Source organism: Streptomyces sp. NBC_00234 (assembly GCF_036195325.1).
Classification (GTDB): Bacteria; Actinomycetota; Actinomycetes; order Streptomycetales; family Streptomycetaceae; genus Streptomyces.
This window is the reverse complement of the sequence record NZ_CP108101.1, coordinates 4,336,211-4,355,494: the sequence shown is the minus strand read 5'-3', so window position 1 is coordinate 4,355,494 and position 19,284 is coordinate 4,336,211. Positions and strand designations below refer to the sequence as shown.

Genomic DNA, 19,284 nt, shown 5'->3' with positions numbered 1-19,284 from the left:
GTCCACCACCGGTCTCGGCCACCTGCCCCTCGCACCATGGTCAGGTGTCAGTCCTCCTCGTTAGGGTCATCGGGTGTCCGAATGGTCCGCGCAGCACCAGCAACCGCAGCCGGCCGTCCCGGTTCTCGAGGAGCAACGGCTCGGCGAGATCCTGGGCGCCGTGCCGGAGCGTGGCCGGTGGCGTTACCGGCCGCGCCGCGTCGGCCTGGTGTGGCGCAGCAAGGCGTTCCGCGCCGGTGCGGTGATATCCGTCCTCGCGCTCTGCGGGCTGCTCATCCTGTCCCTCGTCCGCGAACAGACCGGTACGGAGGGCTTCCTCGTCGGGCTCGGGCTCGCTCTGCTGCCCGTACCGCTGCTGATGGCGGCCTTCCGCTGGCTGGACCGGGTCGAACCGGGTCCCTGGCGGAATCTGCTGTTCTCCTTCGCCTGGGGTGCGTGCGCCGCCGCGCTCGTGGCGATCACCGCGAACACGTTCGCGGCCCGTTGGATAGCCACGGCGACCGCGGACCCGTCGAGCGCCGACACCCTGGGCGCCACGGTGATAGCGCCGGTCGTCGAGGAGAGCGCGAAGGCCGCCGCGGTTCTGCTGATCTTCCTCTTCCGGAGACGGGAGTTCAGCGGCGTCGTCGACGGCATCGTGGTCGCCGGTTTCACCGCCACCGGCTTCGCGTTCACCGAGAACATCCTCTATCTGGGCAACGCCTTCGGCGAGGACCAGCAGTTGGGCAGCACGGGCCTCGGCGCGGTGACGGCCGGGACGTTCTTCGTCCGGGTCGTGATGTCGCCGTTCGCCCATCCCCTGTTCACCGTGCTCACCGGCATCGGCTTCGGGATCGCCGCGCTCAGCGCGCGGCGCCACCGGGTCCGCCGGATCGCGGTGCCGCTGCTGGGGCTGGTCCTCGCCATGGGCATGCACGCCCTGTGGAACGGCTCGTCGACCTTCGGCACGTACGGATTCTTCGCCGTGTACGGGGCGTTCATGGTCCCGGCGTTCGCCCTGGTGACCTGGCTGGCGATCTGGTCGCGCCAGAAGGAGCTGCGGACCCTCGCAGCCGAGCTGCCCGCGTACGCGGCGGCGGGCTGGCTCTCGCCCGCCGAACCGGCGGCGCTCTCCTCGATGCGGGCCCGCGGTATGGCCCGGGACGTGGCCCGCCACTGGAACAGCCGTCAGGACCGGGCCGGCGGCAGGGCCGCAGCCCGGTCGGTGGCCGAGTACGAGTCGTTCGCGACCTCGCTGGCCGTGCTGCGACGAAGGGCCCGCCGCGGTGCGGTGGGCCCGGACTTCGCCGTACGGGAGCAGGAGCTGCTGCACCACCTCTGGCAGCGCAGGGACGTGGCGGGACCGGCCCTGACGTACGCGGCGCATGCGACGGGCCGGATCAGGCAGCCCCGTCCGGCGGTACCGTTCCCGGCCCCGCACCAGTGGTACGGCGGCTACAACCCCTACCTCGGCCCGGCCCAGGGCCCGTACCCGAACCCGGCACCGCCGGGCGCCGGGTTCCCGTACCGGCAGCGCCCCTACGACTCACATCGCCGTCGGGCGCACTGACCGCGTCAGGCGGACGCCTCCGTCAGCGCCGTCAGCTCCTGCTCGGACAGCCGGAGTCCGGCGACGGCGACCAGCGCGGGCACCTGCTCGACCGTACGGGCCGACGCGATCGGCGCCACCACGGTCGGACGGGCGGCCAGCCAGGCCAGGGCGACGGTGGCGATCTCGGCGCCGTGCTCCGTCGCGACCTTGTCGAGTGCGGCGAGCACCTTGCGGCCGCGCTCCGTCTCCAAGTGCTGGCCGGCCTTCTCTGCGCGGGCGCTCTCGACCGCGGCCCCTGCCCGGTACTTGCCGGTCAGGAAGCCCGAGGCGAGGGCGAAGTACGGGACGGAGGCGAGACCGGCCTCGGCGGCCGTGTCCTGGAGCGCGCCCTCGTAGGTGTCGCGCGAGACGAGGTTGTAGTGCGGCTGCAGCGCGACGTACCGGGCCAGTCCCTCGCTCTCGGAGAAGTCCAGGGAGGCCCGCAGCCGCTCCGGGCTGATGTTGGAAGCCGCGATCTCGCGCACCTTGCCTTCCTTCACCAGCTGGTCGAGGGCGGTGACGATCTCCTCGACCGGGACGGACTCGTCGTCGAAGTGCGTGTAGTAGAGGTCGATGTGGTCGGTGCCGAGCCGGCGCAGCGATTCCTCGGCCGCGCCCTTGATCGTGGCGGCGGAGAGCCCCTTGTACGAGGGGTGGGCGCCGACCTTCGTGGCGACGACGATGTCGGAGCGGTTGCCGCGCGAGGCGAGCCACTTGCCGACGACGGTCTCCGACTCGCCGCCCTCGTTGCCCGGTGCCCAGGCGGAGTAGGAGTCGGCGGTGTCGATGAAGTTGCCGCCCGCCGCGGCATAGGCATCCAGGACGGCGAAGGACTGTATCTCGTCGGCCGTCCAGCCGAAGACGTTGCCGCCGAGTGCGAGGGGGAAGACCTGGAGGTCGGAGGAGCCGAGCGTGCGCAGAGAGGTCATGAGTGGTGCAACCCCGCCCACGAAGCGCGCTATTCCGGTTCCGGTACGCCGATGCCCGGGAAACGAAAGACCGGCAGCCCTGACGTCGGGGGGTGAGCGTCAGGGCTGCCGGGGTTCGGGTGCGTCCGGTGAACGGGACGCGAGGTATCAGACCGTGAGGCCCTTGCTGCGCAGCCAGCTCATCGGGTCGATGTCCGAGCCGCCCGCGGTGTGGACCTCCAGGTGGAGGTGCGCACCGTACGCGTTGCCGGTCGCGCCGACACGGCCGATGACGTCGCCGGTGTTGACCTGCTGGCCCGCGGAGACGTTCATCGAGGACTGGTGGCTGTACGTGACCTCGGTGCCGTCGTCGAGCTCGATGACGGTGTGGTAGCCGTACGCGGTGTTCCAGCCGGCCGACGTGACGGTCCCGCCGTGCACGGCCTTGATCGGTGCGCCCGCCTGCGCCGCGAAGTCGAGGCCGGTGTGGTAGCCGGAGGACCACATGCTGCCGGCCTGACCGTAGGTCGAGGTGATCGTGTACGAGGAGAGCGGCAGGGCGAAGCTGGCGGCCAGCTTGGCGAGGCGCTCGGCCTCCGCCTTGCGCGCGGCTGCCTCTTCGGCCGCCTTCTTCTCGGCGGCGGCCTTGGCCTCGGCCGCGTCCTGCTGGGCCTTGGCCTCGGCGGCGGCCTTCTCGGCTGCCGCCTTCTCCTCGGCGGCCCTGGCCTCGGCGTCGGCGCTGGCCTGCTGCTGCTCGGCCTGCTGGAGGATCCGGCTGCGCAGTGCCTCGCCGGCGTCCGTCGTGCCCTGCTCGGCCTCGGCGGTGGTGATGCCGGCGGTGGTGAGCGGGGAGGACGACGCGGCCGTGGTGGCGTCGTTCGCGTCGGAGTCGTCGGACATCAGGGAGCCCACGCCGGGGAACGACTTGGCGTCGGGCAGATTGTCCGCGATGGAATCGGGAAGAGAGATGGAGACCGGCGGCTTGCCCTGGGCGGTGGCCATGCCACCCGCACCGACGGCCGCGATGACGCCGACCCCGAGGACGGTGGAGCTACGAGCGAGACCGCGCTGCTTGGCTACGCGGTGCCTGCCGCGAACGGGCCGGATGGACTCCTCGGTGGGATTCCATTCCTCCCAGGTCCTGTCCTGGCCGCCGAGAGTATCGGTGGCGAAGGGTGACGGGGCCTCGGGGGCAGGCTTGTTGGACGCCACGTGGGCGCACTCCTTTCCTTCCTTCTCGCCTACCGGGTTAGCTGACGGGTTCGGAGCAGGAAGGTCTCCTACGGGTCGCTCTGCCTCTCGCGAGACACAGGTGACCCGATTCACCCCATGTAGGTGGTTCCCCGGTTCCCTTGCGGAATTCGGCGCTCGCGCACGGTGCCGCCTCTTGCGACGACTGGGACGACCGCGCTGCGTTATCGAACGTTAATAGACAGACGGGTCCTATTCCAAGCTGTTCCGAGTGATCGTTCGTGACTTTGGCCTGGACTTACCGGGATACAACCGGGTGGAATCGGGCGAGTTGAACACCCTCCACGCACCACTTCGTTTCTGACAGTGCGTCAAATGTTATGCGGAGCGGCACCCTTCGGTTACGGACGGTTGTCCCGTACCGGAGCAGCGGCCACGCGGTCCCGCCGACGACCCGTCAGCCGGTGGCTCATTCCGCTCCCCCGCCACTGCGCCGGCCCACGATCTTCACGGTCCTCCGTCGCTCGGGCTGCCCTTCCGCCGGCCGACCGACCGCCAGCAGCGCCATGTCGTCCGTGGACCGCCCGCCCGTGTGCAGGCGTACGTCGTCGGTGAGCGCCGAGAGCAGTTCCTCCGGGCCGGGGAAGATCCGCCCGCGCAGCCGGGCCGCCGGGTCGTAGAAGGCCCCGGCCGCGTCCCGCGCCTCGGAGAGACCGTCGGTGAACATCAGCAGCGTCGTCCCCGCGGGCAGCCTCCACTCGTCCGCCCGGTCCGGCCACACACCCAGGTCCATCCCGAGCGGCAGCGCGGGCGAGGTCGACGTCAGGACGTCCAGCCGTCCGTCCGCGTGCAGCAGGATCGGCTCGGGGTGCCCCCTGTTGACGATCCGGACGAGTCCGGCGCCGGACGGGATCTCGGCCAACGCCGCGGTGATGAACCCCTCCATGGCGTCGAGTCCGCCGCGCCCCGTGCCCTCCCGGGCCAACGCCCGCTCCAGGCGCTGCGCCACCCCCTCCAGCGAACGCTCCTGCTCGGCGGCCTCCCGGAACGCCCCGATGACCACCGCCACCGCCCCGACCGCTTCGAGACCCTTGCCCCGCACGTCCCCGACCACCAGACGCACCCCGAACGGGGTGTCCGCGACGGCGAAGAGGTCGCCACCGACGAACTCGTCCGCCTGGGCCGCCTCGTAACGCGCCGCCACATGGAGTCCGCCGATGCGGTCAGACGGCGTCGGCAGCACCGCACGCATGGCGGTCTCCGCGATGACCCGCGCCGAGGCCAACTGCTCGTTGCTCCGCCGGACGACGCCGTTGATGAACAGGGCGAGCAGCCCGGCGGTGGACACGGTGACCAGTTCGATGACCGGCTCGACCTGGCTGAGCGTGCGGCTGTACACGTCCAGCAGCCCCATGACGAGGACCGCGGCGACACCCGTCCGGATCGTGCTGGCCCGCGAGAAGAACGGCGCGGCGATCAGAGGAGCCGCCACGAAGAGGGGGACGGGGGTGAAGGTGGGCGGGGTCGTGAGGTCGAAGAGCGCTCCGCCCGCGATCATCAGCGCGGGCAGCATGCGGACGAGCCGACGTGCACGGACTCCCTCGGGAGCTCCGCGCCGCCACATGTCCCGCTTCCCCACCTGTGTTCTCCTGCCCCCGGTCCGCCTACGGTTGCGGACGGTACCGCGCCCCACCCAGGCTGACCGGAGCCGCGCCGTGCGGCGACTCCTCATCGGCCAAAGGGGGGAGCGCACGCGAACCGCGGCCAGGGAGGCCGGTCGCGCACCGTCCGAGAGCGCGGGCGGGATCGACACGCCGCGCCAAGGATCGAGCGGGCCGTCGCGGCCTGCAGGACCCGGAAAACGACTCGGGCCCGGCACGCTGTGCGCGTGCCGGGCCCGGTCCTTCAGTAGCGGGGACAGGATTTGAACCTGCGACCTCTGGGTTATGAGCCCAGCGAGCTACCGAGCTGCTCCACCCCGCGTCGTGAGACCAACTCTACGGCATTCGGGACGGGCTCATGACCACGTTTCCGCCGCGGCCGGCGATCAGCCGGTTTCCGGGGTGCAGAGGACGGAGATCCGCTGGACGTGATTGCTGCCGAATCCGCCGCGGTTCCAGCGCGGGGCGAGGGGCTGGGTGGAGCCGGAGGCGTCAGTGGTACGGACACCGAGCACGTGAGGGCCGGGGGTGGCCGTCCACCGCGCCTGCCAGCCCCGCCATGCCCAGGCGTGCGGCGCGGGCCCCTGGCCCTCCGTGAGTACCGCGTCGTGCCAGGTGCGGCAGTCGTCCGTGCTCACCTCGACTCCTACGACGGGGGCCCGGCCCGACCAGGCACGGCCCTCCAGCAGCACGGTTCCGGGGCGTACGACACGGGTTCGCGACATGAAGTCCGGGAACCCCGGCGGGATCATGAGCGCGCGGGGGGCGATCCGGGTGACCGGTTCGCCGGGTTCCTCGGCCTCCTGCCGGTAGCGATAGGCCTCCGTCTGCTGGAATCCGGTGAACGGGGTGGCCGTGAGCGTGATCTCGCGCAGCCACTTCACGGACGCCATGCCGTACCAGCCGGGCACCACCAGGCGCAGCGGGCAGCCGTGCTGCGGCGGCAGCGGCGCCCCGTTCATGGCGTACGCCACCAGTACCTCCGGGTCGGTCCCCTCGGCCACGTCCAGGGTCAGACTCCGCCGGTAGTCCTGCTCGACGCCGCGCTCGACCCCGTGGTCCGCGCCGGTGAAGACGGCCTCGACGGCCTCCGGCTCCACCCCCGCCTCGGCGAGCAGCAGCCGCAGGGGCACACCGGTCCACTCGGCCGTGCCGACCGCCTCGGCCAGCCACGGCTGGCTCACCGGCCGTGGGACGAGCCCGGCCCGGCCGTTGCCCGCGCACTCCATCGTCACGCGGTGGGTGACGGCCGGGAACGACCGCAGATCCGCCAGGCCCAACGTCAGCGGCTTCCTGACCAGGCCGCCGACCGAGAGCCGCCAGTCCTCGGCCCGGGCCGAGGGGATGTCGTAGTGGACGAGCACGTAGTGCAGACCGGGCGGCGTGACCTCGTACCGCAGGGCCTCCAGCGGGAGACCGTGGTTGCGGGCCGCGAGCGCGAGCTCCTCCGGACTGATTCCCTCGGTCGGTCCGGCGAGGCGGCCAGGGGTGCTGATGCTGTCGAGGTGTCCGTCCCCATCCATGACTTCATGGTGCGCCGATGCCCGGACTTCGGCCTTCCGGCACACGGTGCGTGGCACCCCGCGCACGCTCCGGCGGTCGGATTGCGCGAGGTTCCGACCGGCGGGAGGCTGGAAGGAACAGCCATGCGGTGCCGGTCCGCACTGTGGCTATCGGGGGTGCCGAGGCATCGGCGCGAAGAGCGCTGCCGATCCGACGGCAGGGGGAAACGGCCGGGTGCTTCGCGGTCCGCGCGTCGGCGAGGAGACGGCTATGGACGGCACCACATTCGAGGCGATGAAGGCCGCACTGCGCGGCCCGGTCATCGGCCCCCAGGACCAGGACTACACGGAGGCCCGCACCCTCTACAACGCCATGATCGACAAGCGGCCTGCGGCGGTCGTGCGCTGTATGGACGCGGCCGACGTCATGGCCGCGGTCAACTTCGTCCGTGACAACGGACTCGAACTCGCCGTACGGGGCGGCGGGCACAGCGGTGCCGGTCTGTGCCTCGTGGACGACGGCGTCACGATCGACCTCTCGCCGATGCGCGGGGTACGGGTCGACCCGGTCGCGAGGACGGCCCGCGTCGCCGGTGGCTCGCAGCTCGGCGACCTCGACCACGCCGCGCACGGATTCGGTCTGGCGACACCCGCGGGCATCATGTCGACGACCGGTGTCGGGGGCCTCACCCTCGGCGGCGGACACGGCTACCTCACCCGTAAGTACGGCCTGACGGTGGACAATCTGGCCTCCGCCGACGTGGTCCTGGCGGACGGCAGCTTCGTCACGGCGAGCGAGGACGAGAACGCGGACCTGTTCTGGGCGCTGCGCGGCGGCGGCGGGAACTTCGGCGTCGTCACCTCGTTCGACTTCCGGCTGCATCCGGTGGACACCGTGGGGATGGGAATCACGGTGTGGCCGCTGGACATGATCGGTGAAGTGCTGCGCTGGTACCGCGAGTTCCTGCCCAAGGCACCCGAGGACGTGTACGGCTTCTTCGCGTCGCTGGTGGTCCCGCCCGGCCCGCCGTTCCCCGAGGAGATCCACGGCCAGAAGATGTGCGGGGTCGTGTGGTGCTACACGGGCGACCCGGGCGCGGTGGCCGACACCCTGTCCGTCGTCGACGAGGCGGGCCCGCCCGCCTTCCACTTCACCTCGCCGATGCCCTATCCGGCGCTCCAGACCCTGTTCGACGAACTGATCCCCAAGGGCCTCCAGTGGTACTGGCGCGGGGACTTCTTCGACCAGATCTCCGACGACGCCATCGACGTGCACGCCCGATACGCGGAGAGCCTCCCCACCAACCTGTCGACGATGCACCTCTACCCCGTCGACGCGGCTGCGGGCAGGGTCGGCCAGGACGACACGGCGTGGGCCTTCCGGGACGCCGTCTGGTCGGGCGTCATCGCCGGCATCGACCCCGACCCGGCCAACGCCGGGGCGGTCACCCAGTGGGCCGTCGACTACTGGGACGAACTGCACCCGCACTCCATGGGCGGCGCGTACGTGAACTTCATCGGCGCGGGCGAGAGCCCGGAGCGCGTCAAGTCCACCTACCGCGACCACTTCGACAGGCTCGGCACGGTCAAGAAGGCGTACGACCCCGACAACCTGTTCCACGCCAACCAGAACATCGAACCGACCGCGTGACGGTCAGCACGCCCCGTCAGCGGTGACCCATCCGGGTGCACTGCGGCCCAACTGCCGCACCGGAAAGCCCCCGTTGCCCGACAATGTCTCCCTTGTCACGCACCGCACCCGGGGAGACCATGCGTACCCGTACGACCACCGTCGCCGCGCTCGGAGCGGCGCTCCTGCTCGCGGCTCTCACCGCCTGCACCCAGTCCGAAGCGCAGGTGCGAGCCGCGTGCGAGAGGGCCCTGGACAACAATTCGACGCTCAGCAACCGGCCCAAGGCCTGCGGGGACGTGCCGGACGACTCCTACCGGACGCTCCTGCTGGTCTACGACCTCAGGGCCGAGGGCCTCGACTGAGGTCCCGCACACGCGGAAGTGCCCCGCCCGGTCGGAACCGGGCGGGGCACTTCACCGCGGGCAGGAGCCGAAACCCCTCCCCGTCACGCGTAGGCCGTGTGGGACTCGAACCCACAACCAACGGATTAAGAGTCCGGGTCGAGGCGTGCTGGGTGGTTCCGGGCGCTGCCTCGGTGTCCGGAACCGCCTGGTCAGACCATGTGCGTGGCAATGCGCGGTTCGGCCGGCCCGTGACGGCTCGTGCCGTACCGTCCACTCACGCATCGCTCACGCAAAAAGCCTGGCTGACCAGCAGGCTCGCCTCTGCTGGTCATGCTCATCCTTCTGCCCGGCGCACGTCGGCCCACTGCTGTACACCTGCTTATCCCTGCGAGGGGTTATACCTGTCGCGGTCATTTCCGCGACCGTCGTGTGGCACCGGCGGCCAGGACAGTTGCCCTCTCGCGGGCGTCAACGACGGCCTGCCTGGAATTCACGTCGGCGACGACCAACTGGCAGTTCAGCATCCGAAGCACCATCACGCTCTGGCGTTCTTCGGCACAGCGGGCCCGCAGAAAGTAGATGAGGCCATCGATCAAGACACTCCTTCGGAGCAGAGAGGGCCACTGTTCGGGACGGCTGCAATAACCAACGCCTTCGACCCAAAGAGTCCGAAGAACGCACAATCGACCGATCGCCTCATGCCGGGCTTTTTGCCCAATTGATGAGCCGGGAGCACCAGCCACCCCTCGATCGGCTTGGCGAACTCTTCTGGCGCCGAGGGACCTGTGCGTGTCGCGGCGACCCGCCCTGTCGGACCGGCATCGATTCCGATCGAGTCGTCGCCCCCGCTGCTCGCGCACCCCTGCACTCCGCAGACTCACACATGCACCGCTGAGCCGCCGGTACGCCCATGAGCACCTGGTCCACATGTCTCCCGCAGCCCTCATAGGTCATCTTCCGGCACGACCGGCAGACAGCACGCTGGCACATAATTCTTCCCCATTAGCTCTTCATTTGCGATCCACGATATTCACACCACTATTACAAGGGGCTCCAGCATTTTCACCCTCTCCGCAAACCTGACTCGTATCGGCACGGGCCGCGACCACGGGGGCGAATGGTGATCCAAGTGAACCTCATTGCCAGTTGTAAATATCCGGACATGAAGGATAGACGCTACATATCCGTCGCGCAGAACATCTCGCGACGTAGTGCCAAGTGTTCCGATTGAAAAATACCCTGAATTTGCTCGGGGCATCGAAACAGTGATTGCATAACGCCCGGTCGCGGAATCGAGGCACAGAGCCTTATTGTCACTGCCCGTCACCGCGTCGCTTTTGCAGATCGTCGACCGAGCGCGGCGAGGGCAAGAATCGAGTACGGCAACCACTCTCCCCGAACGGGTGGTGTGCGCCGATCAGGAGGGAGCAACGTGAGTTGCTCACACGCCGCAGGATGCCCCCTATTCCCCCTACTTAGGGCGAGCTTGCGAGGTTGGCGCGAATACTACTGCGACAGCGACGATCAGTGGCTCGGCTGTGCGCGCTACCAGGTGTCACTCACCGGCGAGCGCGTGCCGATCAGCTTGCTGCCCAACGGAGCCCGCGCGCGACACCTCGAAGACGTCACCGAGGCGGACCGGGCCGGCGCCGCCAACCCGGGGGAGGTAACCCGGCAGGCCCCGCCACCACGACCCGATCCATGGTCACCGGGGGCCACTGGCCACTTCGGGGCGACATCTCCGCCAGCACCTGTCTGGCATCACCAACCGTCATCGCCCCCACGGATTCCCCAGCCTTCGAACAGCCGCGCTCGACGAGCTCCCAGCTCGAAGCGCGGCTGGTTGGCTCGATTGGCCGATTGGATGAGAGGACCCGCGTGAGTACCTACTGGCCCTGGTGGGCGGGCGCTATCGGGCTCGCTCTGGTCACCATCAACTACACCCTCATCACCGATCGGTCTTTCGGGGTGTCCTCCGCGTGGGATCGCGTGTTGCACTGGCGCCGCGAACGCCGACTCGAGGAGATGGACGAGGAGTTCACCGACGATCAAGCTCTCGCTGAGGCGCTCGCCGCAGCTACGGTGGAGCACTTCGGCACTAGCACCAGCCCGTCCACCCTGCCACAGGTTCCGTACGGGAATGCACAGCCACTCGAAGCGGATACCGAACCAGCGGCGAGCGAGAGCCCCGCGGCCACGAGCCTGCGCCCGGCCCCGCTGGTCACCCAGGCTGCCCTGCTGATATCGATCTTCCTCGGCGGACTGATCGCCGCGGTCACTTCCGGGCGGTTCCAGCTCCGCTTCGATATGGGCCCAGGTTTTCGGAACCTGGTCACCGACAATCCGACCACCATGATCGCCCTGCTGTTCGTGGGAGGCGTACTGGTCGGCTTTGGCACTCGACTGGCCGGCGGGTGCAGCTCCGGCCACGGACTCAGCGGCTGCGGCAGGCTGAGCCCGGTCAGCATCGTCGCGACCGCCGTGTTCTTCGGCACCGCCATCGCGGTGTCGTTCCTCCTGTGGAAGGTGATCTGATGCGTACCCGCGGCGCGATCCTGCTGGCCAGCACCATCACAGGACTGGCCCTCGGCTACACCGTCACCAACATCGGCTTCGGCGACTACGCCGAACTGAACCGCATGTTCACCTTCCAGGACCTGCGCATGCTCCTCTCCTTCGCCGGCGCCGTGGTGATCATCGTGTGCGCATTCGCTCTGCTGCAGGTCCGCCGCACCCCAGGGCGCATCCACAGGGGCGTGATCCCCGGCGCGTTGTTGTTCGGTACGGGCTGGGCGATCTCGGGTGGGTGCCCTGCAATCCCGATCATCCAGGTCGCCAGCGGATACCTGCCTGCCCTGGTCACAATCGTCGGCGTCATCGTCGGTATCCGACTGTGCCGCTGGGCCAACGCCCGATACTTCCACCTGGACCAGGGCTCCTGCGGGCTGTGACCAAGGGCGCCCACCGACACGAGCCGTGGAGGTAGGGGCTTTTGCTTTGACGATCCCCCGGCCTCACCGAGGTCCACTACCAGGAGAACTACCGCGAGGAGCGACGCCTGGGCGAGGTCGCCTTCAACGTCGACACATGGCCCGACCTCCCCACGTTCCTGGAGATCGATGGGCCCGACGAGACGCCGGTACAGCAGGCCGCCGCCCTCCTGGAACTCGACCACTCCGAGGCCCGGTTCGGCAGTGCCGACGAGATCTACAAGAGCGAGGCCGACCGCGACATCGTCGCCGAGCCCACCTTGCTGTTCTCCGACTCCGCGAAGCAGGAGAACACTTCCTCGACGGTTCAGGGCCGTTGAACACGAAGCTGGACAAGTCATGCTGCCGGAAGTCGCCTTACAGCACGGGGTGATCCCCCGAAGCACCGAGTTCGCCCGGTGCGGGCTTCCCGTACCAGCGTCCACGGACGACGGCACCGAGTGGGTCGACGGATTCTTTTGGCTCTACTGCGGCCAGCGGCGGACTCGCCGTCCTGTGGACCGGCCCCGCGAGTGTCGCCGGTGCGCGGCCCTTCGCCGAAACCCGCAGCTCCGGACATGGCTTCCTCGACCGACCCCACCCTGACCGTTACGGAAGTCCCAGGGATGTCGGGGTGCGGCTGCCGGAGCTGAGGCCACGCCAGGAGGGCCATCCGTCCTCCTGGCCCCAGCTCGCTGCACCCTTCGAAGGCACGTCCGCTCACGCAAGCGCCCGAAAACGAGGCAGCGCCCGACTCGACCGAAGCCGAATCAGGCGCTGCGTAGCAGGTCAGAGGGGACTTCCCCTCCCTGCATCGCGTAGGCCGTGTGGGACTCGAACCCACAACCAACGGATTAAAAGTCCGCTGCTCTGACCAATTGAGCTAACGGCCCTCGCGGATCTCCCCCGAGCATAGCCCGCCCGGGCCCGGCAGCCGATCCGGTATCGGTGACCGGGCCCGTCGCGCCCGGTCGCCGCGCGGGCGCGGGACGGGCGGACGGACTCCTCGGGCGGGTTCGTGCGTTTGTGAAGCCGGTTCCGGGCCGTCAGCTGATCCGGACGTACTTCTGCCAGCGTGTCGACGCCAGCTTCCTCGGAGCCTTGAACCCGCCGTTGTGGTCGGCGTTGTAGAGGTACACCGCCCCGGCCGGCGTGCGCGCCAGGATGTCCTGGCGGCCGTCGTGGTCCATGTCGCCGCTGGCCACGATGGCGTTGAACTGGTTCCAGCCGCTCCCGATCCTCGTACGGACCGGGTACTGGCGCCGCGCGTCGCCGGGGTACATCCACAGCACGCCCGCCTTGTCGCGGGCGACCAGGTCGGAGCGGCCGTCGCCGGTGAGGTCGCCACGGCCCGTCAGAGCCGTGTACTGGTTCCAGCCGCTGCTGATCCGGGTACGCGCGGCGAGCTTGCCGTCGCTGGTGCCGCGGAAAAGCCACAACACGCCCGCCTTGTCCCGGCCGACGACGTCGTTGCGCCCGTCGCCGGAGAAGTCGCGCACGGCGACCAGCGGGTTGTAGGCGTTCCACCCCGTGCCCAGGCTCACCCGGTGCTTGAAGTCGGCCGGCTCCATCTCCGTACTCGGTACGCGGTACAGGGTGCCGCCGGACGTACGGGCCAGCAGGTCACCGAATCCGTCGCCGTTCATGTCGCCGGCCTGGAGGTAGGACGCGTAGCCGAAGCCGTCGAACGCACCCGTGCTGTCCGTGTAGCAGCCCCAGAGCTTGCGGTCCGACGTCGTCGTACAGACGTCGACGAGGCCGTTCGACTCCGTGGCCAGCACGCTGCCGGGGAAGCGGTAGTCGCTGTCGGTGTCCCTGGTCCACTCGTCGACGAGCTGCCGGTAGGAGGCGATACGGGTGTAGAGCCGCACCCCGCCCGACGCGCAGCCGGTCGCCCGGGTCGCCGAAACGGCGATGAGCTTGCCGCCCGCCACCAGCGCGCCGCCCGCGTCACCGAAGCAGCGGTCCTCGTCGGCGACCGGCGGAGCCCCGGGAGCGGGCACCGTGCACAGCGTCTCCCGGGGCACGAAGCGGCCGAGGAGAGAGGAGCACTGCGACCACGACGTCACGACGACCTGTTCGCTGTGGCGTACGCGGGGCGCGGAGTCGAGGTCGAGACCGGACCAGGAGTGGAAGACCGCCTTCGCCCCGGGCGCCCACAGCGCCGCGTCGGCCGCCGAGGCCAGGGCTGGCTTGCCGCTGCTGTCGACGGTCCGGCGGGTGGTGACGGTGAGAGCGGCCCGGCGGCTCGTAGCGCTGTACTGAGGATGGCTGTGGTAGGCGGTCATGTTGCCGCCGCCGCTCAGCTGGCCCGTTCTCAGGTCGTAGTCCCAGTCGAAGTCCGACTCGTCCATCCCGGTGACGCAGTCCGGGGTCGCGAGCGTCTTCGTCCTGGACAGCACGATTCCGGTGCACGCCCGATGGATACCGCTCGCGACGTCCTCGTAGTACAGCGGGATCACCCAGGACGGCACGACGGGCTCCGCCGCCTCGGCCTTCGGCGACCCGGTGGAGAGCAGCCCGGAGGCCAGCACCGCGCCCGCGACGGCGAGGAGGAGCAGCCGGCGCCCACGACGGGCGCCCGCGCCTCCCGGCCGCTCGGCGGACGGACCGTCGCCACGTCCGCGTACGCCCTTCGGCGTCATCAGAAGATCCCCTTGTAGACGTGCCAGCCGGTCCCGATCTGCGTACGGCTGCTGAAGGCGCCCTTGCCGTTGCCGTTGTTGCGGAAGAGCCGGCCGCTCGTGTCCCGCTCGACCAGGTCCGGCCTGCCGTCCCCGGTGATGTCGCCGACCCCCACCACGACGTTGTACGAACGGCCCCAGTCCGAGGCGACCAGCGCCCGGCCCGCGAACCGGCCGGTGCCCAGGCCGTCGTAGCGCCACAGTCCGCCGTTGCGGTCGTGGGCGAGCAGGTCGGCCTTGCCGTCACCGGTGATGTCCCCGACGCCCGTCATCCGCGCGTACTTTCCCAGGGCGCTGCCGATCTTCACCCGGGCGGCGAACTTCCCGCCCGCCGCTCCGGCGTGGAAGTAGACGTCACCGGTGGACTTCTGACGGCTGACCAGATCGGGCCTGGCGTCTCCGTTCAGGTCTCCGGTCGACGTCAGTACGTCGTACTGCTGCCAGCCCGTGCCCAGCGAGGCATGGCTGCTCGACGGGGTGTACGCCCCGCCGCAGCGGCCCGAGTAGCGGCGCAGCTCCCCGGTCGGCATCCGCACCAGCAGCTCGGCGCAGCGGTCGCTGCCCGTGTCCGCGAACGGGATGGCGACACTGCCGGCCGGCCAGCCCGCACCGGAGGACTTCCCGGAGAACACCCCGTTCCGCTGCCCGAACTGCTGGGTCAGCGTGCCCTTCGAGTTGAACGTGATCAGGTCCCCGTAGCTGTGGTACGCCTGGTCGTGGAAGCCCTGGCGGCCACCCGAGACACCGATCGTGCCCGTGACGTTGTACGCGCCGGAGCCCTCGCTCGCGGTCGCGGAGAGGCTCCAGGTGTGCGGACCGCTGTAGGTGTACTCGCCCGTGTCGGTGCGTCCGTCCCAGACGAGGTCGGCCTCGGTACCGCCGCCGCCCTTCATGGTCCTGACCGTCCGCCCGTACCCGTCCTTCACGGTGAAGGTCCACGTCGCGGGCTTGCTGAGCTGCCAGGCGCTCGACCAGACCTGCCCGCCGCTGGTGTCCTTGAGGTCGAGGTAGGTGTCGTCCTGGTCCGCCGAGATCTTCTCCAGCGGCTGGGTGGGCACCCCGCTCGGCACGACGTGGGCCGCGTGGGCGGCGTCGAGGTACGCGATGTCCCCGCCGAACTTGTCGACCGCCCAGGTGAGTCCGCGCTGGTCGGCGGTGTTCCCCGCGGGCAGGTCGGCGACCGCGCGGGGGGCCGCGACCGCGCCCGTGTGGAAGTCGGTGAGCATCAGCTTCCCGGCGGTCCGGTCGTGCCGGACGAGATAGCCGTCACCGACCAGTGCCGGTCCGGACGGAACCGCGAGCGACTTCTTCGCCGTACGGTCCCAGACCCCGGCCGCACCGGCCGGGCCGCAGTTCCAGTAGACCCAGCGGCCGACCGCCCGCACTTCCTTGATCACGCAGGGCGCGCCCGTGGCGACCGTCTCGACGACCTTCTTCTGCTCGATGTCGAGCACGGTCAGCGCACCGGCCGTCGAACTCGCGGTCCACAGCCGGGTGCCCCAGATGCTCGCAGCGGCGACCGCCCGGGTCATCCGGACGTCGTTGCTGCGGTAGTTGAGCCGGCCGTCGACGTACTGGGTGCCGGGCGAACCGGCGTTCATGACGTAGTACGAACCGGTCAGGTCCACCGGCACCACGGAGCTCGCGCTGACGTCGTCGGAGTGGAGCGAGTTCTTGGTGAACCAGACCTGGAGGCTCTCGGTGCCGGATCCGTCGACGAACACGACGCCGTAGCGGCCGTTGCCCGCGCCCGTGATGCGGACGCAGGAACCCGCGTCGCACGGCACCGCCTTGAGGTGGGCCCCGTCGGCGTACTCACCGACGTAGTTCATGTACTCCGGTCCGCCGACCGCCGACGCGTCGGCCGCGACCCGCCGTTGAGTGATGTACGGCCTGTCGCTCGGCGACTGCTCCACCGTGTGGAGCAGCCCGCCGGAGAGCTCGATACCCCGACCGGTCGTCGGTACGGGATCGGCGACGGCGGCTCCGGCGGCCACAGGAGCCGCCTGCGCACCGGGCAACACACCCACGGTGGCGGCGAGAACGGCCAAAGACGTCAGAGCGGTACGGCCGCGCACAGAGCGAGCCACGTGAGTCCCTCCCCGGGAGTAGGACGTCACAGGAAGAGAGCGGCGCTGAGCGCCGCGGACTCGAGAACCGAGTGAACCGACCCCCCCGGGCCGCACCCCCTGCGCGTACGCCGGATAGTACCGCTGGCCCCACCCTCCCCGGAAGGCATTTTCGAACCCGTTCAATCCGGGGGCGGGGAAAGGGGCCACCGGCCGGCCCCGGTCGCTCTCCGGACCTGACGCCGGGGCATACGAAAGCGGGCCCGTTCGTGAAGAACGGGCCCGCTTCAGCAGGTCACAGGCTTACGCCGGGAAGGCGATCAGCCGTTGCGCTTCCAGCGCGGCTTGTCGTCGCGGCGGCCGAACGAGCCGGTGCTCGTACCGGTGCCGGTGCCACCGCGGTGGTCGTCGCGGCGACCGGTCGGACGCTCGCTGGCGCCACCGGAGCGGAAGCCGCCCGAGGGACGGTCGTCACGACGGTCGCGGTTGAACGGGCGGTCGCTGCCACCGGAGCGGAAGCCACCGGACGGACGCTCGTCACGACGGTCGCGGTTGAACGACGGGCGGTCGTTGTCGCGGTTGAAGGACGGGCGGTCGTTGTCCCGGTTGAAGGACGGACGGCCACCACGGTCGTCACGACGGTCGCCGCCGCCGGAGCGGAAGCCGCCCGACGGACGCTCGTCACGACGGTCGCGGTTGAACGACGGACGGTCGTTGTCCCGGTTGAAGGACGGACGGCCACCACGGTCGCCGCCACCGGCACCGCCGGAGCGGAAGCCGCCCGAGGGGCGCTCGTCACGACGGTCACGGTTGAACGACGGACGGTCGTTGTCCCGGTTGAAGGACGGACGGCCACCACGGTCGTCACGACGCTCGAAGGAACGGCCACCACGGTCGCCGCCGCGGTCGTTGCGGTCGTTGCCACCGCGGTACCCACCACGGTCGCCGCCGCGGTTGTCACGACGCTCGAAGTTGCCGCGGTCGTCGCGACGCTCCTCGCGCACGGCCGGCTGCGGCTCCGGAACGGCTGCCGCGGCGGCCTCGATCGCGGCCTCCGCCTCGGCGGCGGCCGCGGCCACTGCCTCCTCGGGGTCGTCTCCACGCTCGCGTGCGGCGCGGGCGACGAGGCGGTCGGCCTCCTCGCGCAGCTCGCCGGCGCGGCGCTGGATGCGCTCCAGCTGCTTCGTCAGGTCGGCGACCTCGCGCTCGGCCTGCTTGGCGGCGTTGTTCGCGGAGTCGGCCTGGACCTCGGTCAGCGAACGGGCACCGGTGATCTCGGCGACCTCGGGCTCGAAGACGCCCGCGCCCTGCACGATGTGACGCGAGGCGTCGACGCCCGCGTCCTCCATGAGGCGGAAGATCTGGCGGCGCTGGTGCGGAAGCGCCAGCGAGACGACGACACCGGACTTGCCGGCACGCGCGGTACGGCCCGAACGGTGCAGGTAGTCCTTGTGGTCGCCGGCCGGGTCCACGTTCAGGACCAGGTCGATGCCGTCGACGTGGATACCGCGAGCGGCGACGTCGGTCGCGACGAGCGCGTTGACGTAACCCTTCTTGAAGTCCTCGAGCACGCGGGTACGGGCACCCTGCGTCATGCCGCCGTGCAGCGCGTCCGCCTTCACGCCGGACTCGATGAGCTGCTCGGCGATACGGTCGGCGCCCAGCTGGGTGCGGACGAAGATGATCGTGCGGCCCTTGCGGGCGGCGATCGCGGCCGTGACCGGCGCCTTGTCCTTCGGCTTCACGACGAGGACGTGGTGCGACATGGTCGAGACGTTGCCCTGGGCGCTGTCCACCTCGTGGGTGACCGGGTTGCTCAGGTAGCGCTTGACCAGCGTGCCGATCTCGTTCTCCATGGTGGCGGAGAAGAGCATGCGCTGGCCGCCACCGGGGATCTGGTCGAGCAGCTCGGTGACCTCGGGCAGGAAGCCCAGGTCCGACATCTGGTCGGCCTCGTCGAGAACGGCCACCTGGACGTTCGCCAGGGAGCAGGCACCGCGGTTGATGATGTCGCGCAGTCGGCCCGGGGTGGCGACGAGGACGTCGACACCGCGCTCCAGCGCGTAGATCTGGTTGCTCATCGACGTACCGCCGCAGACGACCTTCATCTTCAGGCCGAGTACGTCGCCGTACGGCTGAAGCGCGTCCGCGACCTGCATCGCGAGCTCACGCGTCGGCGTCAGGATGATCGCGCGGGGCTTCTTCTTCTCGGTGGTACCGCCGGCCAGCGTGGCCAGGGTCGGGAGACCGAAGGAGAGGGTCTTGCCGGAGCCGGTACGGCCGCGGCCGAGGATGTCCTTGCCGGCCAGGGCGTCCGGGATGGTCGCGGCCTGGATCGGGAAGGGCGCGGTGACACCGTTCTGGGCGAGCTTGCGGACGATGCCCTCGGGCAGACCGAGGGAACCGAAGGTGAGGGTCGGCTCGGCGTCATCGGCCTCGACGCTCTCGTCGGCGGCGGCCTCGGCCACCTCGACGGCGGGGGTCTCGACGACGGCGGTCTCGACGACCTCGGCTGCGGGGGTCTCGACGACCTTCACGACCTCGGGGTCGGCGGCGACGACTGCGGTGGTGTCGGCCTCGGCCACGACGGCCTCGGCGAGCTCCGCGAGCTCGTTGTCCTCGACGCTCTCGATGGAGTCGAGGGTGATGAGCTCGTCGTTGTCGACGTTCTCGGGCATGACGGTGTGGTCAGAACTGGAAATTGACATGCGAAATGCGAAACCTTCCGGAGTCTCGGCACGCGCCCGTAACTC

Annotated in this window: 12 protein-coding genes, 2 tRNA genes, 1 pseudogene and 1 riboswitch; of the genes and pseudogenes, 6 read left to right on the top strand and 9 right to left on the bottom strand. The window is 70.0% G+C overall.

Annotated elements, in window-relative coordinates:
* Positions 1-73 precede the first annotated feature (73 nt).
* A complete protein-coding gene (locus OG230_RS19100) occupies positions 74-1,549 on the top strand; it encodes a PrsW family intramembrane metalloprotease (RefSeq protein ID WP_328904933.1) in 1,476 nt (491 codons plus the stop codon).
* A gap of 5 nt (positions 1,550-1,554) precedes the next feature.
* Here OG230_RS19100 and OG230_RS19095 read toward each other — a convergent pair whose 3' ends face one another.
* The 5 genes from OG230_RS19095 to OG230_RS19075 form a co-directional block, all read right to left on the bottom strand.
* Entirely contained in the window at positions 1,555-2,499 is a 945-nt protein-coding gene (locus OG230_RS19095) for an aldo/keto reductase (RefSeq protein WP_328904932.1), read from the bottom strand.
* A 147-nt stretch (positions 2,500-2,646) separates the two neighbouring features.
* Positions 2,647-3,690, bottom strand: a complete 1,044-nt coding sequence (locus OG230_RS19090) for a M23 family metallopeptidase (RefSeq protein ID WP_328904931.1) — start codon at positions 3,688-3,690, stop codon at positions 2,647-2,649.
* An 11-nt stretch (positions 3,691-3,701) separates the two neighbouring features.
* Positions 3,702-3,855: riboswitch (cyclic di-AMP (ydaO/yuaA leader) on the bottom strand.
* 283 nt (positions 3,856-4,138) lie between these two features.
* The gene (locus OG230_RS19085; protein WP_328911446.1) at positions 4,139-5,293 is read right to left on the bottom strand and encodes a PP2C family protein-serine/threonine phosphatase; all 1,155 of its coding nucleotides are present in this window, start codon (positions 5,291-5,293) and stop codon (positions 4,139-4,141) included.
* A gap of 285 nt (positions 5,294-5,578) precedes the next feature.
* Positions 5,579-5,652: transfer RNA gene (locus tag OG230_RS19080), tRNA-Met, on the bottom strand.
* Positions 5,653-5,716: 64 nt separating this feature from the next.
* On the bottom strand, positions 5,717-6,853 hold the full coding sequence (locus OG230_RS19075; protein ID WP_328904930.1) for a sulfite oxidase: 1,137 nt from the start codon (positions 6,851-6,853) through the stop codon (positions 5,717-5,719).
* A gap of 250 nt (positions 6,854-7,103) precedes the next feature.
* Here OG230_RS19075 and OG230_RS19070 point away from each other — a divergent pair, with 250 nt between their 5' ends.
* From OG230_RS19070 to OG230_RS19050, 5 genes and pseudogenes are all read left to right on the top strand, one after another.
* Positions 7,104-8,483 carry an FAD-binding oxidoreductase gene (locus OG230_RS19070; RefSeq protein WP_328904929.1) on the top strand — a complete coding sequence of 460 codons (1,380 nt, stop codon included), beginning with the start codon at positions 7,104-7,106 and terminating at the stop codon, positions 8,481-8,483.
* Between the two features lie 92 nt (positions 8,484-8,575).
* Positions 8,576-8,827, top strand: coding sequence for a hypothetical protein (locus OG230_RS19065; protein ID WP_328904928.1), 252 nt, complete (start codon positions 8,576-8,578; stop codon positions 8,825-8,827).
* A 1,860-nt stretch (positions 8,828-10,687) separates the two neighbouring features.
* Positions 10,688-11,344, top strand: coding sequence for a YeeE/YedE family protein (locus OG230_RS19060; protein ID WP_328904927.1), 657 nt, complete (start codon positions 10,688-10,690; stop codon positions 11,342-11,344).
* On the top strand, positions 11,344-11,760 hold the full coding sequence (locus OG230_RS19055) for a YeeE/YedE thiosulfate transporter family protein (protein ID WP_328904926.1): 417 nt from the start codon (positions 11,344-11,346) through the stop codon (positions 11,758-11,760). The genes OG230_RS19060 and OG230_RS19055 overlap by 1 nt, the downstream gene beginning before the upstream one ends.
* 50 nt (positions 11,761-11,810) lie before the next feature.
* Positions 11,811-12,119: pseudogene (locus tag OG230_RS19050) on the top strand (adenylyl cyclase); the annotation flags it as partial.
* 478 nt (positions 12,120-12,597) lie between these two features.
* Here the strand turns inward: OG230_RS19050 and OG230_RS19045 are convergent.
* The 4 genes from OG230_RS19045 to OG230_RS19030 all read right to left on the bottom strand — a co-directional run bounded on the left by OG230_RS19045 (position 12,598) and on the right by OG230_RS19030 (position 19,209).
* Positions 12,598-12,671 (bottom strand) — tRNA-Lys (locus OG230_RS19045).
* Between the two features lie 153 nt (positions 12,672-12,824).
* Positions 12,825-14,423, bottom strand: a complete 1,599-nt coding sequence (locus OG230_RS19040) for an FG-GAP-like repeat-containing protein (RefSeq protein ID WP_328904925.1) — start codon at positions 14,421-14,423, stop codon at positions 12,825-12,827.
* Positions 14,423-16,552: an FG-GAP repeat domain-containing protein gene (locus OG230_RS19035; RefSeq protein WP_328904924.1), complete on the bottom strand. Its 2,130-nt coding sequence runs from the start codon at positions 16,550-16,552 to the stop codon at positions 14,423-14,425. The genes OG230_RS19040 and OG230_RS19035 overlap by 1 nt, the downstream gene beginning before the upstream one ends.
* A gap of 299 nt (positions 16,553-16,851) precedes the next feature.
* A complete protein-coding gene (locus OG230_RS19030) occupies positions 16,852-19,209 on the bottom strand; it encodes a DEAD/DEAH box helicase (protein ID WP_443051336.1) in 2,358 nt (785 codons plus the stop codon).
* Between the last annotated feature and the right edge of the window lie 75 nt (positions 19,210-19,284).

Coding starts and splice junctions, on each gene's coding strand:
- OG230_RS19095 (WP_328904932.1), bottom strand. CDS start 2,499: ATGACCTCTCTGCGCACGCTCGGCTCCTCCGACCTCCAGGTCTTCCCC.
- OG230_RS19085 (WP_328911446.1), bottom strand. CDS start 5,293: ATGTGGCGGCGCGGAGCTCCCGAGGGAGTCCGTGCACGTCGGCTCGTC.
- OG230_RS19075 (WP_328904930.1), bottom strand. CDS start 6,853: ATGGATGGGGACGGACACCTCGACAGCATCAGCACCCCTGGCCGCCTC.
- OG230_RS19070 (WP_328904929.1), top strand. CDS start 7,104: ATGGACGGCACCACATTCGAGGCGATGAAGGCCGCACTGCGCGGCCCG.
- OG230_RS19055 (WP_328904926.1), top strand. CDS start 11,344: ATGCGTACCCGCGGCGCGATCCTGCTGGCCAGCACCATCACAGGACTG.
- OG230_RS19040 (WP_328904925.1), bottom strand. CDS start 14,423: ATGACGCCGAAGGGCGTACGCGGACGTGGCGACGGTCCGTCCGCCGAG.
- OG230_RS19030 (WP_443051336.1), bottom strand. CDS start 19,209: ATGCCCGAGAACGTCGACAACGACGAGCTCATCACCCTCGACTCCATC.